Raw genomic sequence first — 16,323 nt, 5'->3', positions numbered from 1 at the left:
GGCCAATCCTAACGCGGATCAGAGGTAATCCATGGGTTCAACGTAGCTTCCGTTCTGAAGAACACCGAAATGCAGGTGGCAGCCGGTGGCGTACCCGGTCGAGCCGACCTCGCCCAGGGCGTCGCCCGCGTTCACGTACTGCCCGGGCGAGACGTACTGGGCCTGCATGTGCAGGTACTCCGTGATCACCGAGTTGCCGCCCACCATGCCGTGGTTGATGTCCACGTAGTTGCCCGCCGACACGTCCGAGGACACGGCGTTGACGTAGCCCGACGCGACCGCGCGGATGACGGTGCCGCAGTCGGCGGCCATGTCGGTTCCCGAATGCCCCTTCATAATGCCCAGCACCGGGTGGTAGCGCATCCCGAACGGACTGGTCACGACGATCGGAATATCCAGGGGGCTGCGGAAGCCGGAGGACGACGTGTAGGTGACGCCCGAGGCGCGGTTCGCCTCGTCGATCTGGGACAGTTCGGCGCTGCGCGCCTGGTAGTCGGCCTCCGCCTGGGCCAGTGACGCCTCAACCTCGCCCTTGCGCGAATCCCACTCGGCCTGCTTGGCTTGCGCGTCGGCCCTGAGGGTGTTGAGCTCGGCCAGCGTCGAATCGGCCTCCTCCTTGGCGGAGCGCGCGTCCTCCTCGGCCTGCCTGGACTGCTCCTCCAAGGAGCCGATGCGGTTCGTGATCGCGTCCTGCCTGGCCTGCTGGGTGCGCTGGGAGGACTGGACGTCCAGGGCGGCGTTCACCGTCTGCGTCTCGGCGCGCAGCGCGGCGTCCGCGGCCGAGGCGCGCTGCTCGATCGAGGCGGATCCCTCGGCGGTGAGCGCCAGCGTTACCGCCGACGCGCCCCCCTCCCGGTACTTGCGGCGCACCAGTTCTCCGATCGCGGCCGACGCCTGGGACTGGTCCCGTGTGGCCTGGCTGATCTCCGAGTCGATGGCCGCCTTCTCGGATTTCGCGGCCCGCAGCTGCCCCTCCAGGACAGCGTGTTCGCGCACGGCCGTGTCGTAGCGCGTCCCCGCCTCGTCGGCCTTGGTCTGCGCTTCGGGGATCTGCCCGTTGAGGGACTGCAAGTCGACGAAGACCTGCGCCAGGTTCGCGTCGATGCCCTCCAGCTGGGCCCGCAGCTCGTTCATACTGGCCTCGGCCGCCTCCTTCGCAGCCGCCGCGGCGTCGCGGTCGTCATCGGCGACCGTCGTGGGCGCGACCATCGCCCCCAGGGCCAGCGCCACCGCGAGGGCCCCGCACGCCCGGGCGAACCGCGCCCTGCTCTGATTCCTGCCCTTACCCATCGCTCATGCCCTCGTGTACTTGGCCAGGGAGAACGCCGAGGCGATGATCGCCAGCAGGACTGCCGCCGCTATGAGGATCGGCGACATGATCCCCACGTGGGCCATCCCGATGAAGTTCGTCCACTTGAAGGAGGGCGCCAACCACCCTTGGACGATGAAGTGCACGCCCGCGAAGAGGGTCCCGATGGCGAGTCCGGCGCCCACCAGGGCCGCCAGCGCGCCCTCGATCATGAACGGGGCCTGGATGAACAGGTTCGACGCGCCCACGTAGCGCATGATCTGTGTCTCCTGCTCACGGCTCATCGCGCTCAGGCGGATCGTCGTGGAGATCAGCAGGACTGCGGCGACCACCATGATGCCGCCCAGGCCCAGGGCGGCCGTGCGTGCGGCGCCGAGCACTTTGAACAGGGGTTCGACGATCTCGCGCTGGTCGCGCACCTCGGAGACCCCGGGCGTTCCCGAGAACTCCTCCTTGATGACCGAGTACTGCTCGGGGTTGACCAGCTTGATGCGGAAGGAGACCTGCAGCATGTCCGGGGTGGTCCACTGCCCCAGGTTCGAATCGCCGTTGAGCTTGACGAAGTTCTCGTACGCCTCCTCCTTCGACTCCTCGTAGTACTGCTGCACGTACTGGCTCATCTCCTGGGAGTCCAGGCGCGCGCGGACCGCCGCGATCTGCTCCTCGGTGGCCTCGGCGCCGTTGCAGTTCTCCGACCGGTCGTCGATGGCGCACATGTAGACCGAGACCTCGATCTTGTCGTACCAGTCCGTGCGCATCTTGGACACCTGCATCTGCGACAGCCCCGCGATCCCCACGAAGAGCAGGGACACGTAGGTCACCAGGATGACGGCGACGCTCATCGCGCGGTTGCGCGACAGGCCCTTGCCGACCTCGGAGAAAATAAAACGCAGTTTCATGCTCTACCCCTGTTCGCCTCTACCGCGCGGCCCCGTAGACGCCGCGCGACTGGTCGCGCACCACCTCGCCCTGCTTGAGCTCGATGACGCGTTTGCGCATCTGGTTGACGATGTCCGCGTCGTGCGTGGCCATCACGACCGTGGTCCCCGTGCGGTTGATCCGGTCGAGCAGGCGCATGATGCCCAGCGAGGTCTCGGGATCGAGGTTGCCCGTCGGCTCGTCCGCCAGCAGCACCTCCGGGCGGTTCACCATCGCCCGCGCGATCGCCACGCGCTGCTCCTCGCCGCCCGACAGCTCGTGCGGGAGGCGTTGCTCCTTCCCGGACAGGCCCACCAGCTCCAGCGCGTCCGGCACGGCGGACTCGATGGCGTGCTTGGGCTTGCCGATCACCTGCATGGCCAGGGCGACGTTCTCGTACACCGTCTTCGAGGGCAGCAGGCGGAAGTCCTGGAAGACCGTGCCGATCTGGCGGCGCAGCTTCGGGACGGCCCAGGTCGACAGGCGCGAGACATCCTTGCCCAGGACCCACACCTTCCCGGATGTGGCCTTCATCTCGCGCATGACCAGCTGGAGGAAGGTCGATTTGCCCGAGCCGGACTTGCCGACGAGGAACACGAACTCCTCCCGTTCCACTTCCAGGGACACGTGGTCGAGCGCGGGCTGGGCACCAGGTGTGTACACCATGGTGACATCATCAAAACGAATCATGGGGCCGTCCGATCAGAATCAACAGTCACGACCAGCCTAGGCACCGGCCCCCTATCCCCGTCCCGCGACACGCCCTAGGTGTCGAAGCCCTCAGCGATCGCCGCTCTGCTCGTTCTTCCGCCAGCGGATGCCGGCGTTGATGAACCCGTCGATGTCCCCGTCGAAGACGGCCTGCGGGTTGCCCGACTCGAACTCGGTGCGCAGGTCCTTGACCATCTGGTACGGCTGTAGGACGTAGGAGCGCATCTGGTCGCCCCACGAGGCCTTCACGTCGCCCGCCAGTTCCTTCTTCTTGGCCTGCTCCTCCTCGTGGCGCAGCACGAGCAGCCTGGACTGCAGGACGCGCAGTGCGGCCGCGCGGTTCTGGATCTGCGACTTCTCGTCCTGCATGGACACGACGATCCCCGTGGGGATGTGGGTCATGCGCACGGCGGAGTCCGTCGTGTTCACCGACTGGCCGCCCGGGCCCGAGGAGCGGAAGACGTCGACCTTGAGTTCGGACTCGGGGATCTCGATGTGGTCGGTCGATTCGATGAGCGGGATGACCTCGACGGCCGCGAACGAGGTCTGGCGCCTGCCCTGGTTGTCGAAGGGGCTGATGCGCACCAGGCGGTGGGTGCCCGCCTCCACGGAGAGGGTCCCGTAGGCGTAGGGCGCCTGGACCTCGAAGGTGGCGGACTTCAGGCCCGCCTCCTCCGCGTAGGAGGTGTCCATCACCTTGGTGGGGTAGCCGTGGCGCTCCGCCCAGCGCAGGTACATGCGCAGCAGGATCTCCGCGAAGTCCGCGGCGTCGACGCCGCCTGCGCCGCTGCGGATCGTGATGACCGCGTTGCGCTCGTCGTACTCGCCGTCAAGCAGCGTGCGGATCTCGAGGTCCGACACGTCCTTCTTGAGGGCCTCCAGGTCCGCCGCGGCCTCGGCGAGGATCTCCTCGGCCTCGTCGGGGTCCTCCCCAGCCATCTCCACCATCGCCTCGAGGTCGTCGATGCGCTCGCCCATGCGCACCACCCGGTCGAGCTCGCTCTGGCGGTGGCTGAGCGCGCTGGTCACCTCTTGGGCGCGAGCCGGGTCGTCCCACAGGTCGGGGGCGGCCGCCTTCTCGTTGAGCTCGGCGATCTGGGCGCGCAGGCGCTCGGGCCGCACCACCGCCAGGACGTTGTCCATGGTGAGGCGCAGGGACTGGATCTCTTCAGTGAATTCAATGGCCACGACGCCAGATTAGCCGATCCGCGCCCCCGCCACCCACGCGCGCCCCGCGGCGCAGCCGGGTCCCAGCCGGGCTCCCCCCGGTTACGCACACAAGGACCCCGATTTACGAAACACGGGTCGCACACAAGGGCTTGATTCCGCCCTTGTGTGCGGCGCCGTGTTGCCTAATTCCCTCCCTTGTGTGCGGCATCGGGAGGGAACGGGCGTTAAGCGGAGGACCGCCCCGGGCGTCAGGCGCTCGCGGTCTCCCCCGACTCCAGCAGCCATGCCTTCTCCGCCTCGATCCCGATGCGCACCACCTGCCCCTCCGCGAGGATCTCATCCTCGCGGGGATCCGACACGACGCAGACCAGGGAACCGGACTCCGTCTCGATCTCGTACTCGACGGTCTCCCCGTAGAAGATGCTCGTGACGATCTGCCCGAGGTCGCCCGTGAGCGCCTGGGGATCCTCGTCGAGCGGGGACAGCCTCAACGACTCGGGGCGCACCAACAGGACCACGTCGCCGCCGGAGCGCGCCGCCGCGAGCGCGTCGGCCTGGGCCCGCACCACCAACTCGCCGCCGAGAGCGCGCACCCGCACCCGGTCGTCCTCGGCGTCCAGCACCTGCGCCGGCAGGAAGTTCGCGCGCCCCACGAAGTCGGCGACGAACACGGAGGCGGGGTGGAGGTAGATCTCCGCGGGAGTGTCCACCTGCTCGATGCGCCCCGCGTTCATCACGACGATGCGGTCAGACATCGCCATCGCCTCGGACTGGTCGTGGGTGACGTAGACGGAGGAGATGCCCAGGCGCTTCTGCATCCTCCGGATCTCCACGCGCATCTTCACCCTCAGCTTCGCGTCGAGGTTCGACAGCGGCTCGTCGAAGAGGAGGACCTTGGGCCGCACCACCATCGCGCGGGCGAGCGCCACGCGCTGCTGCTGGCCGCCCGACAACTGCGAGGGCGCGCGGCCCGCCATCGCGGTGAGGTTCATCGCCGCCAGGGCGACATCGACCGCCTCGTCCACCTGCGCGTCGGGCATTTTGCGCAGTTTGAGGCCGTAGGCGACGTTCTCGAGCACCGACAGGTGGGGGAATAGCGCGTAGGACTGGAACACCATCGACATGGGCCGCTTGTTCGGGGGGACGGACACCATGTTCTCGCCGTCCAGCAGCACCTCCCCGCTGGTGGCGTCCTCGAATCCTGCGATCATGCGCAGCGTCGTCGTCTTGCCGCAGCCGGAGGGGCCCAACAGGGTGATGAACTCCCCGGGGAGTATGTCGAGATCGACGTGGTCGACGGCTGTCACCGCCGAGTCCCCCTGTCCGAAGGTCTTCGTCAGGGACACCAGGGAAAGGCTGCCCTGGGCCTCGTCGGCCGGGGCGCCGTCACCGGCGGCGCTCTCCAGGGAGGATTGGGTGGTGGACATTGTCTTCTCCTTGTTCTCCGGGCTCACAGGCCCGCGCGGCTCTGCGCGGCCACTGACTTGTCGCGCACCAGCAGGTTGGTGAGGCCGATCACGGCCATGACGATGACGATGAGGATCGTGCAGAACGCGAACGCGTTGCCGAAACGCCCCGCGTCGACCTCGGCGAGGATCTGGGAGGTCATGATCTTCGTCTTCGGCGTGGTGATGAAGACGATCGGGGACAGCGTCGTCATCGACCGGGCGAAGGCGTAGGTCAGGCCTGCGATGAAAGCGGGGCGGATCAGGGGCAGCGTGACTTTCACGAATGTCTGCAGGCCCGAGGCCCCCAGCGAGGTCGACGCCTCGTCGATGCTCTTGTCGATCTGCTGCAGGCTGGCGATGCCCGAGCGCTGGCCCGACGGCATCGAGCGGGCGACGTAGACGAGGATGATCGCCAGCGCCCCGCCGAAGACCGCGCCGCCCCCGGCCAGGGCGGGCAGGAGCATCACGTGCCCGACGATGACGGGCTTGTTGTAGGTGATGAGGTAGCCGATGCCCAGCACCGTGCCCGGGACCGACAGGCCCAGCATCCCCAGGAAGTCCATGAGGCCCGCGCTGGCGCGCAGCCTCACGACCACCAGCCACGCGACCACCATGCCCAGCAGGCCGGCGATCGGCGTGGCGATGAGCGCGAGGACAGTGGTGTCGATCATCGCGTCGTTGCCGATCCCGGAGAGCACGTACTGGAAGTTGCGCAGGGTGAAGGTGTTGTCCACCCCGAGGATGTTGACGAAGGCCCCGATGACGACCGTCGCGTAGACGACGACCACGAAGGCCGCGAGCAGGGCCGTCACGGCGCCCAGGGGGATGCGCGCGACGTTGGCCCGCACCATCCGCACACGCCCGGTGGGCTTGCCCGTCACGGTCACCGCGGACGAGCGCCCCGCCCAGTAGCGCTGGAGCAGGAAGACCAGCAGTGCCGGGACCAGCAGGACCAGCGAGTAGGCGCTGCCGGCAGCGGTGTTGAACTCGCCGTTGATCGCGATGTAGGCCCGCGAGGCGAGGACCGTGAAGTCGCCGCCGATGACGAGGGGGTTGGCCAGGTCCGCGATCGCCTCGACGAAGAGGAGCAGGAAGGACGCGGCGAAACCGGGGATCAGCATCGGCATGGTCACCGTGCGGAACACCCTCCACGGGGAGGCGCCGAGGGAGGCAGCGGCCTCCTCCATGGCCGGGTCGAGGTTGCGCAGCATCCCGAGCATGTTCATGTAGGCGACGGGGAAGAAGGACAGGGTGAGCACCAGCGTCAGGCCGGACAGGCCGTAGATGTCCCACCGCTGGCCGAAGATCTGGCTCGAGATGATCCCGTTGCGCCCGAAGAGGGTGATCGACGATGTCGCCACCGCGAAGGGCGGGGACACGATGGGGACCAGGCAGATGAGGTGGAGGAGTTTCTTGCCCGGCATGTCCACGCGCGCCTGGACGTAAGCCATGAAGAAGCCGGCGAGGGTGCCGGCCAGACCGACGACGCACCCGAGGACGATGGTGTTGACGATGATCGTGCGGTTCGTCGTCGATGACACGATCGAACTCAGGACTTCCATCCCATCCTTCGAGAAGGCGCGGGAGAGGACCGTTGCCAGGGGGGCGAGCACGAGGAGGACGAGGACCAGGGCGATGACGCCGACGATGGCGACCGTCACCGGGTCCTGTCGCACCCTGGTGCGCGCGGCGCGCGCCGGGCGCGCGGGCGCGGGGGCTTGTGGGGGCATGGTTGTTCCATTCGTGCGGGCCAGGTCCCATGCGGAGCCTGCCGCGGGTCGGGGCTGCGGTCGGGTTGGGCGGGGGCCGCCCCCGCCCTGCGCTGAGGGCGGGGGCGCGGGATCATCACTCGCGCGGCTGCGCGGCGATCTCCTCGTCGAACCTGGCGGTGAGGGCCGGCTTGGCGGCGGACGCAGCAGCGAAGTCGTAGTCGATGAGGGAGACCTCGTCGAGCTTGACCATCTTGTCGTTGGCCTCGGCCTTCGGGTTGGTGAGGACCTGGTTGGATCCGACGGTCTGGCCGATGTTCTGGGCCTCGGGGGAGATCGCCCAGTCGATGTACTTCTTGGCGGCCGCGGAGTGCTTCGAGTTGGCCACCAGGGCCACTCCGCCGATCTCGTAGCCGGTCCCCTCCTTGGGGAAGGAGACGACGAGGTCCTTCATGCCCTCGTCGCGGTACTTCACGCAGTCGTGGGAGAAGACCAGGCCGACGCCCACCTCTCCGCGGCCTGCGATCTGGCCGGGGGCAGTGCCGGACTTGGTGTACTGCAGGACGTTGTTGTGCATCTGCTTCATGTAGTCCAGGGCGCCGTCCTCGCCGCCGCGCAGGACGGTCTGGGTCCACAGCGTCGTGAACGCGGTGCCCGAGGTGGAGGGGTGCGCGGTGGAGATCTGCCCTTTGAGGGCGGGGTCGAGCAGGTCGTCCCAGGAGTCGGGCACCTCGACGCCGAGGTTGTCCAGGACTGCCTTGTTCGAGCAGAATCCGAGGACGCCGACGTAGACACCCGTCCAGTTGTGGTCGGGATCCTTGTACTTGGCGGGGATCTCGGCGGCGGACGGCGAGTCGTAGGCCTCGATGAGCCCCTTCTCGACGGCGGCCCCGTAGCCGTCGACGGGCCCGCCGTGCCAGACGTCGAACTCGGGGTTGTCCTTGGCGGAGTCGAGGCGGGCCACGGCCTCGCCCGACGACAGGCGCACGTAGGTGGCGGTGATGCCGGTGGACGCGGTGAAGGACTCGGTCCACTTCTGGCACAGGTCCTCCATCGCGCCGCACGCGATGGTGATCGACTCCGAGCCGGCGGCCGACTGGATCTGCTCATCGGTTACCACGCAGGCGCTGAGCGCGAGCATTCCGACTGCTGCGACCCCCGCGAGCGGGGCGAGGCGTCTATTCGTCATGGGGACTCTCCTTTGAATCGGACGGGGCGGTGCTGGGACGGGGCGGCCCGCTGCCTGCCCCAATGATCCCGCCGCGCGCCCCTGCCCCGTGACACGGCTCGGTAACGCACGGTAACGCCGCGGTTACCCGGGGGCGACGGCGGGCATCATGTACCCCACCCCCCGCACCGAGCGCACGTAGTGGGCGCCCTGGGGCCCCAGCGCCTGGCGGACCCTGTACGCCGTCGTCTTGATCATGTCCTTGCCGCCGCTGGTCTCGTGGGTGGACCACACGAGGTTGAGCAGCTCCTTGTAGGTGACGGCCTCCCCCACACGGGCGGCGAGGACCCCGAGGAACCGCTCCTCCGTGGCGGGCATGCCGATCCGGCGCCCCGACAGGAACACCCTGTGGGCGGCGGCATCGACCTCGAGGGCGCCGTTGCGCACCACGGCGCTCCCCCCTCCCCGCCACCGGCGCACCAGGGCGAGGGCGCGGAGCGTGAACTCCCGGGGGCTGAAGGGCTTGGTCACGTAGTCGTCGGCGCCGGTCTCCAATCCGCGCACGCGGTCGGTCTCCTCCGACAGGGCGGTGATCATCATAATGGGCACGTCGGAGACCGCCCGTATCCTCTCGGCGATCGTCAGCCCCGACACGACGGGGATCATGAGGTCCAGGACGACCAAGTCGAAACTGCCCGACTTGAAGAGCTCCCACGCCTTGGCGCCGTTGCCCGCGGTGATGACCTCGAATCCGGCGGTCTCCAGCGCGAAGCGCATGATCATGAGGATCTGCGGTTCGTCGTCGACGACGAGGGCGCGCGGCGCCTCCCCCTGCGCGCCCATCACGCGGCCCCCTGTGCGGGCGCGGGCCACTGCCTGCGCGGGAGGGTGAGGTAGAACGTCGTGCCCCTGGTCGCGATCGTGTCGACGAGCACGCGGCCGCCGTGCAGCTCGACGATCTTCTGGGTGATCATCATTCCCAGGCCCGTTCCGGGCCGAACGCTGCCCCCTGTGGCGAAGGGGACGAAGAGGCGCTCGCGCTCCTCCGCGCTCATCCCAGCCCCGTTGTCGCTGACGCTGATGGTGACATCGTCCTCGGAGTCCGCGACGGCGACCAGGATCGACGCGCCCTCCCCGGCGTGGCGGCCGGCATTGTTGACGACGTTGGCGATGGCCTGGCCCATCAGCCGCGGATCGACGCGCATGTGGATGGGCGCGCCGTGGTTGTCCAGGCGGATGTTCGCACTGTGGAAGCGGCGCATCTGGGCGACGTTGTCCCGCACGAGGCCGCGGATCTCGACGCGCCTGGGCCTGAGGGTGAACAGCTCGGACTCCATGCGGATCTCCGCCAGTAGGTCGTCCGCCATCTCGATGACCTGGTTGGAGTTCTCCGCGATGGTCTTCGCGAAGCGGTGCTGCACGGGGGTCAGGGGCCCTGCGCTCCCGTCGAGGAGGAGTTCGGCGGCCCCCCTGACGACGGTGAGCGGGGTGCGGAGCTCGTGGAATAGCACGCCCGGTCGGCGCACCCGCTCCTCGTGCACCGCGCGCACAGCGGCGAGCTCGGCGCGCGCCCGCTGGGCGCCGCGCCACTGCCGCGCCGCGAGGACCGCGCACACGGCTGCCGCGAGCACGGCGGCGGTCAGGGCCCACTCCATCGTCCACCTCCTCGCTGCCCCAACGCTACCGCATGCCCTGGGCAGTGGCGAAAGGCGAGCGGCGCGGGGGAGGGCCCCTCCCCCGCGCCCGAGTCCCGTCAGATCACCCCGAGGGAGACCATCGCGTCAGCGACCTTGCGGAAGCCCGCCAGGTTCGCGCCCGCCACGTAGTCGCCGGGGACGCCGTACTCCTCGGCGGTGGCCACGGTGTGGGTGTGGATATCGACCATGATCTGGTGGAGCTTCGCATCGGTCTCGGCGAAGGGCCACTGGGTGCGCCCGGAGTTCTGCTGCATCTCCAGGCCCGAGGTGGCCACGCCGCCCGCGTTGGAGGCCTTGCCGGGGGCGTAGGCCACGCCCGCTGCCTGCAGTGCCTCGATCGCCTCGGGGGTGGTGGGCATGTTCGCTCCCTCGGCGACCAGCTGCACCCCGTTCTTGATGAGCGACTGTGCGCCAGACAGGGGGAGCTCGTTCTGGGTGGCGCACGGCAGGGCCACGTCGCAGGGGACGTCCCAGATCGCGCCCGAGGGCACGAAAGTGGCGCCGGGCCGCTCGGCCGCGTAGTCGGACACGCGCCCGCGGCGCACCTCCTTGACATCCTTCAGCAAGGAGACGTCGATGCCCGCCTCGTCCAGGACGTAGCCCGAGGAGTCGGAGACGGCGACGACCGTGGCGCCCAGCTGCTGGGCCTTCTCAGTGGCGTAGATCGCGACGTTCCCGGAGCCGGAGACGACGACGCGCTTGCCGTCGAAACTCGCGCCCTTGGCGGACAGCATCTCGGCCGCGAAGTACACGAGGCCGTAGCCGGTGGCCTCGGTGCGCACGTAGGAGCCGCCCCAGGTCAGCCCCTTGCCGGTCAGGACTCCGGCGTCGAAGCGGTTCTTGAGGCGCTTGTACTGGCCGAACATGTAGCCGATCTCACGGCCGCCAACGCCGATGTCGCCCGCGGGAACGTCCGTGTCGGGGCCGATGTGGCGGGACAGCTCAGTCATGAAGGACTGGCAGAAGCGCATGACCTCGGCATCGGACTTGCCCTTGGGGTCGAAGTCCGATCCCCCCTTGCCCCCGCCCATGGGCAGGCCGGTGAGGGCGTTCTTGAAGATCTGCTCGAAGCCCAGGAACTTGATGATCGAGAGGTTCACGGAGGGGTGGAAGCGCAGGCCGCCCTTGTAGGGGCCCAGCGCCGAGTTGTACTCGACGCGGAAGCCGCGGTTGACGCGCACGCGCCCGGCGTCGTCGGTCCACGGGACCCGGAAGAGCAGTTGGCGCTCGGGCTCGACGACGCGGTCGATGACCGACAGGTCGGCGTACTCGGGGTGGCGCTCGGCCAGCGGGGCGATCGTCAGGAGGACCTCGTAGACGGCCTGGTGGAACTCCGCCTGGGCGGGGTCACGGTCCAGGACTGCCTGGAAGACGGTCTGCAAACTGGGGCTGAGTCGCGAAGGATCAAATGTGCTCATGCGTCATAGTTTAAGTACTCTTTACCTCCGTTTGAAGACCGGCGTTCACATTGTGACCATCGAGGGCGCCGCCGCCCGACAGCGCGCTCGCGTCCGCAGGACCGCCCCTCGGGCGGGTGCTCGGACCGCCGAACGGCCGAACGGCGATTTCGTCCGGGACCGCCCCTCATGCACGCGGGCGCTCGACGGCACGGCTGCTGCGGGGCCCGCCTCCGACGATCACCCCTCGTGCACACGGGCGCTCGACGAGCGGACCAGGACGGGGGCGGCTCCCGTGGCCAGGAAGGGCGGCAGGAACGCCACGGTCGCCCGCGCGCGCACGCTGATGCGCAGATCCCCGTCCACCAGGGACGCCGATTCGATCCGCACTCCCTCTCCGACGGCGCACGTGGTGCCGCCCATCTGCGCGAGGGCGCGCTCGGCCGCCGCTGTCGCGTCCGGAAGGCTCGCGGGAACGCCGTCCGCGTCAGCGCCCGCCCCGTCCGCCCCGGAGCCCCCGGCGTAGACGCTGGCGCCGTCGATGGCGCCGGCCGCCGAGGCCGCGACACGGTCCGCGCACGCCAGGAGCCTGCGGTCCTGCACCGCAACGCCCGTGACCGCTATGGACACCAGCAGGAACACGCACACGAAAGCACAGGCCGCACAGGTGAGCAATCCCACCCTCCCTTCCTCGGGATCGAGGACGGGGACAGCGCGCACGGGCGCCCTACCCATCGACATCCACCTCCTGAACGGGGCTCACCGCACTCGACTGGACGGGGATCCCCGAAGCGCCGAGCCACCGGGGCACCAGGGGCAGGGGGACCACAGTCGACACCGTCACGGATGCCTGGCCGCCCGGCGAGGCGCACGCGTCGCACGACGCCTCCACCACCGGCTGGCCGGCGACCCCGAAATCGGCGAAGGCCAGGCCGACCTGGGCCTGCGCCCGCTCCTCCCCGTCGTCGGGGTGGGAGGCGATGATCCGCACCGCCTCGCGCGCTCCGGCGTCGGTGGCGAAGACCGCGGCCTGCACCCACGACGCGGCCACGATGATGTAGACGACGGGGACCACCAGCACCGCGAAGAACCCGATGAACTCCACCACGGCGTCCCCGCGCTCCCCGTCGACCCGGCCCCTATCCGCCCCCATCGCCGCCCTCCTCCACCAGCGACGTGCCGCGCACGCTCATCCACCTCGGTCCCATCCCCAGCAGGAGCGGCAGGCGGGCGCGCACGGTGACGACGAGGACCCCGCGCCCGTCGACCTCCTCGTAGGAGGTGGTGACCTCGCTGTCCCGGGCACCGCCGGCGATGGTGGCGAGCACCTCGTTCGTGCGGGCCACCGCCTCGGCGGCGTCCCCGCCGAGCAGCCCGCCCCGCCTGGCCCCCTCCGAGGCCGCCGAGACCGTCAGGCTCCGCACGTGCAGGGCGAAGGCCAGTTGCACGAGCGCCAGGACGACGAGCACGACCAGGGTCTGGACGAGGACCGTCGAGGCGACCTCAGACCCCTCCTCGCCGCCGGCGGCCTCAGATGCCCGCGATCGAATCCATCGCACGGTTGAAGATCTCCACGAGCCGGTCCGAGGCCACGCCCCAGATGAGGACGACGAGGGCGGCCGTCATGAGGGTGATGAGCACCCACCCGGGCACGTCCCCCCGTTCGCGGCCGTCATCGGAGCGCCGCAGCGCGGCGCGCACGCGGTTCAGCAGGGTTCTCATAGTGTTTCCTCTCACTGGTGGTGGTGCGGTTACGGGGTGATGTCCAGGGCCATGAGTCCCGGGTAGAGGGCGAAGAGGACTGTGACGGGCAGGATGAGGAAGACCACGGGGAAGAGCATGGCGATCTCCCTCTTGCCGCCCTCCTCCATGAGGCGCTGGCGCGAGGCCTCGCGGATGTCGCGCGCCTGGTCGTGGAGCACCGCCGCCAGGGGGCTGCCGCGTTCGATGGCGGTGGACAGCGTCTGGCACAGCCGCGACAGGGCCGGGGAGTCGTTGCGGGCCGCCAAGTCCGTCAGCGCCCGTGCGGACGGGGCGCCCAAGCGGATGTCGGCCACAGCGCGGGCGAGCTCGTCACCCAGATCCGAGTGGGACAGGGAGGCGACGCGGTCGAGGGCGGCGGGCACCGACTCCCCCGCCCCCACCGCCAGAGCGAGCAGCTCCGAGGCGTCGGGGACCGCCGCTTCCACGCGCCGCTGGCGACTGCCCGCGCGCGCCGTGAGCAACCGGTCCCATGCGCTCATGCCCACGGCACACCCCAGGAGGGCGACGACGACGATCCCCGCGACGCCCCTACCGCCGCGCCCCGCCATCGCCGGTGAGGCGGCCAGGGCGCCCGCGCACAGCCCCGCGACCCCCGCTCCGGCCTGGGCCGCCCGGAAGCCCACGGCGTCCGTGGGCGATCCCGCCAGCTCCAGGCGCCGCTCCACGGACCGCGTGGTCGACCCCAGCGAGTCGAGCAGCCGCGAGCCCCACAGGCGCACCAGGCCGGCCCATGTGGGGCCCCGCGGCGCGGGGGCGGGCGACCCCTGGGCGACGCGGGCACTGAAATCGGGGAACTGGTCGCGGGCGCACACCGCCACGAGGACCAGGCCCGCTCCGAGCAGCAGGCCTGCCGCGACAGGGGCCAGATGGGACGAGAGGGCGAACAGTGCCACGGCCGCTCCTACCTCATGGTCCTGGGATCGGTGGACAGGCGCGAGAGCACCCGCATGAGGGCGTAGGCCGCGACGCAGCACGCGCCCCCGAGGGCCAGGACCGCCATGCCCTGGGGCGTGTTCCACACGCGGGCGCTGCGGGCGCCCTGGGAGATGAGCAGCAGCACCACCCACGGGGCAGCGACCCCCAGGCGGGCCGCGCCCACCGTCCACGACTGGCGCGCCTCCAACTCGCCGCGCACGCGCGCGTCCTCGCGCAGCAGCACTGCGAGGTCGGTGAGCAGGCGCGCCAGGTCCGCGCCGCCGACGCTGCGCGCCAGGCGCAGGGCCTCCACGATCCGATCGGCCACCGGGTCGGCGAGCCGGTCCTTGAGCCGGTCGAGCGCCACGTCGAAGCGCCCGTGCGCCCTGTAGTCCTGCCCGAAGGCCTCGAAGGCGCCGCGCAGGGCGGGCGGCCCGCCCGAACCCAGGTCGGCCAGCAGCGTGGGCAGGGCGGCGCCCGCGCGCACGCCCGACACCAGGGAGTCCACGACCTCGGGCCACGCCTCGCGCGCCTCGCGGGCGCGCCGGTGGGAGCGCGAGGACACCCAGGCCGCCGGCAGCGGCGCGGCGACTGCTCCCATGGCCAGGCCCACCGCCCACGTCTCGGTCACCACGAAGGAGGCGACGAGGGCCAACAGCGCGCACGCGAGGCAGACGAGGACCAGCCTCGGCCCGTTCATGCCCGGAAGACCGGCCCGGCGCACCATGTCGCCCCAGCGCCTGGCCCACGCGGGCGCCGTCAAGCGCACCGGGGGCGCCCCGACTGCGGCGGACAGGCACAGGAGTGCTCCGATCCCCCCGATGAGCCCCGGGACGACCGGGCTCATGGCCGCCCCCAGGACAGCAGGTCCGACAGGGAGTACCCGGCGGCGGCGAAGCGCTCGTGCATGTCCAGGCCGCCGCTGCCGCGCTCGAGGCGCGCGCCGTCGTACTCCCACAGCACGGCCGTCTCGATGCGGGTGCCCTCGACCCGCCCAGGCACGGCGAGCACCTCCGACAGGTAGCGAAGGCCGTCGGGGGCGCGGTGGACGTGGCACACCAGGTCGACGCTGGCGGCCAGGGTGGGGACCACGAAGCCCGAGGTCACGTTCTCCCCCGCCAGCAGCGGCAGCACCGCCAGCTTGTCCAGCGCCTCGCGGGCGGAGTTCGCGTGCACGGTCGCCATGCCCGGCACGCCCGCGTTGAGGGCGACCAGCAGGTCGAGGGCCTCGGCACCGCGCACCTCGCCGACGACGAGGCACTCGGGGCGCATGCGCAACGACTCGCGCACGAGGTCGCGCAGCGCGATCTCCCCGCGCCCCTCGACACTGGGCGGGCGCGTCTGCATGGCGACGTGGTCCCAGTTCGCCAGCGACAGCTCGAAGACCTCCTCGCAGGTGACGACCCGCCGCGAGCGCGGCAGCTCCCCCGCCAGCGCGCGCAGCAGCGTCGTCTTGCCCGCCTGCGTCCCCCCGGACACGACCACGGACAGCCCCACGGCGACCGCGGCGCGCAGGAAGGCGGCGACGGGGGCCGGCACCATGCCGGCATCGACCAGGTCCGCCAGGGTCCGCGCCCTCTGGACGTGCTTGCGGATGTTCACCGACCACGACTGCGATGTGACGGGCGGGATCACGACGTGGAGGCGCTCGCCCGTGTCCAGGGTCGCGTCGACGAAGGGGTGGGACAGGTCGAGGCGCCGCCCCGAATGGGCGAGCATGCGCTCGACGAGGTCGCGGACCTGTTCTTCGCGCAGGATCAGGGTGGTGAGCTCGGACACCCCCGCGCGCGCTGCGAAGACCCGCGAGGCGGAGTTGATCCACACCTCCTCCACCTCCGGGTCGTCGAGGAGGTCCTGGATGGGGCCGAGCCCGCAGATCTCGGCCATGAGGGCCCGGACCAACTGATCGCGCTCCTGGGGGGACAGGGGGTGGGCGAGCGCCTCAACCGCCTCGTCGATGGTCCTGGCGACGCGCCCCGCCTCGCGCGCCGGGTTGATCGCGCGCGCGGCCAGGCGCTCGCGCACCCACGCCGCGTGCTCTTCGACCAGGGCATCGTCCATCGCCACCTCCACGTGACATGTGTCTCAAACCCGTTTACAGAGAAACTAACAGAGTT

General features: G+C 70.3%; 17 protein-coding genes. All 17 read right to left on the bottom strand.

Annotated features, from left to right (window positions below; all coding sequences use genetic code 11):
- Window positions 1-18 precede the first annotated feature (18 nt).
- Window positions 19-1,290 (bottom strand): peptidoglycan DD-metalloendopeptidase family protein, encoded by a 1,272-nt coding sequence (locus G447_RS0109950; protein WP_026430942.1) that lies wholly within the window; start codon window positions 1,288-1,290, stop codon window positions 19-21.
- Window positions 1,291-1,293: 3 nt separating this feature from the next.
- Window positions 1,294-2,208: a permease-like cell division protein FtsX gene (ftsX, locus tag G447_RS0109945; RefSeq protein ID WP_005871046.1), complete on the bottom strand. Its 915-nt coding sequence runs from the start codon at window positions 2,206-2,208 to the stop codon at window positions 1,294-1,296.
- Window positions 2,209-2,227: 19 nt separating this feature from the next.
- Window positions 2,228-2,917: a cell division ATP-binding protein FtsE gene (ftsE, locus tag G447_RS0109940; RefSeq protein WP_005871067.1), complete on the bottom strand. Its 690-nt coding sequence runs from the start codon at window positions 2,915-2,917 to the stop codon at window positions 2,228-2,230.
- A 90-nt stretch (window positions 2,918-3,007) separates the two neighbouring features.
- On the bottom strand, window positions 3,008-4,126 hold the full coding sequence (prfB, locus tag G447_RS0109935) for a peptide chain release factor 2 (RefSeq protein ID WP_026430941.1): 1,119 nt from the start codon (window positions 4,124-4,126) through the stop codon (window positions 3,008-3,010).
- 230 nt (window positions 4,127-4,356) lie between these two features.
- Entirely contained in the window at window positions 4,357-5,535 is a 1,179-nt protein-coding gene (locus tag G447_RS0109930; RefSeq protein WP_034477022.1) for an ABC transporter ATP-binding protein, read from the bottom strand.
- Window positions 5,536-5,558: 23 nt separating this feature from the next.
- The gene (locus tag G447_RS0109925; protein WP_026430939.1) at window positions 5,559-7,286 is read right to left on the bottom strand and encodes an ABC transporter permease; all 1,728 of its coding nucleotides are present in this window, start codon (window positions 7,284-7,286) and stop codon (window positions 5,559-5,561) included.
- A 115-nt stretch (window positions 7,287-7,401) separates the two neighbouring features.
- Window positions 7,402-8,454, bottom strand: coding sequence for an ABC transporter substrate-binding protein (locus tag G447_RS0109920; protein WP_026430938.1), 1,053 nt, complete (start codon window positions 8,452-8,454; stop codon window positions 7,402-7,404).
- A gap of 123 nt (window positions 8,455-8,577) precedes the next feature.
- The gene (locus G447_RS0109915; protein ID WP_034477175.1) at window positions 8,578-9,276 is read right to left on the bottom strand and encodes a response regulator transcription factor; all 699 of its coding nucleotides are present in this window, start codon (window positions 9,274-9,276) and stop codon (window positions 8,578-8,580) included.
- Entirely contained in the window at window positions 9,276-10,088 is an 813-nt protein-coding gene (locus G447_RS0109910) for a sensor histidine kinase (RefSeq protein ID WP_026430936.1), read from the bottom strand. Before G447_RS0109910 ends, G447_RS0109915 begins: the two co-directional genes overlap by 1 nt.
- Window positions 10,089-10,186: 98 nt before the next feature.
- Entirely contained in the window at window positions 10,187-11,548 is a 1,362-nt protein-coding gene (gene gdhA, locus G447_RS0109905; protein WP_026430935.1) for an NADP-specific glutamate dehydrogenase, read from the bottom strand.
- A gap of 219 nt (window positions 11,549-11,767) precedes the next feature.
- Entirely contained in the window at window positions 11,768-12,268 is a 501-nt protein-coding gene (locus tag G447_RS0109900; protein ID WP_051226316.1) for a hypothetical protein, read from the bottom strand.
- Window positions 12,255-12,680, bottom strand: coding sequence for a hypothetical protein (locus tag G447_RS0109895; RefSeq protein WP_026430933.1), 426 nt, complete (start codon window positions 12,678-12,680; stop codon window positions 12,255-12,257). The genes G447_RS0109900 and G447_RS0109895 overlap by 14 nt, the downstream gene beginning before the upstream one ends.
- A complete protein-coding gene (locus tag G447_RS0109890; RefSeq protein ID WP_026430932.1) occupies window positions 12,667-13,086 on the bottom strand; it encodes a TadE/TadG family type IV pilus assembly protein in 420 nt (139 codons plus the stop codon). Before G447_RS0109890 ends, G447_RS0109895 begins: the two co-directional genes overlap by 14 nt.
- Window positions 13,058-13,249, bottom strand: a complete 192-nt coding sequence (locus tag G447_RS0109885; protein WP_026430931.1) for a hypothetical protein — start codon at window positions 13,247-13,249, stop codon at window positions 13,058-13,060. The genes G447_RS0109890 and G447_RS0109885 overlap by 29 nt, the downstream gene beginning before the upstream one ends.
- 29 nt (window positions 13,250-13,278) lie before the next feature.
- On the bottom strand, window positions 13,279-14,184 hold the full coding sequence (locus G447_RS12790) for a type II secretion system F family protein (RefSeq protein ID WP_279378616.1): 906 nt from the start codon (window positions 14,182-14,184) through the stop codon (window positions 13,279-13,281).
- 8 nt (window positions 14,185-14,192) lie between these two features.
- Complete coding sequence (locus tag G447_RS0109875; protein WP_005867388.1) at window positions 14,193-15,053, bottom strand: type II secretion system F family protein; 861 nt, start codon at window positions 15,051-15,053, stop codon at window positions 14,193-14,195.
- The gene (locus tag G447_RS0109870; protein ID WP_034477165.1) at window positions 15,050-16,267 is read right to left on the bottom strand and encodes a TadA family conjugal transfer-associated ATPase; all 1,218 of its coding nucleotides are present in this window, start codon (window positions 16,265-16,267) and stop codon (window positions 15,050-15,052) included. The genes G447_RS0109875 and G447_RS0109870 overlap by 4 nt, the downstream gene beginning before the upstream one ends.
- Window positions 16,268-16,323: the final 56 nt, after the last annotated feature.

The sequence above is a fragment of the Schaalia georgiae DSM 6843 genome (assembly GCF_000429245.1).
Lineage (GTDB): Bacteria > Actinomycetota > Actinomycetes > Actinomycetales > Actinomycetaceae > Pauljensenia > Pauljensenia georgiae.
Note: the sequence above shows the minus strand (reverse complement) of the source record. Positions and strands in the feature narration are given on the sequence as shown.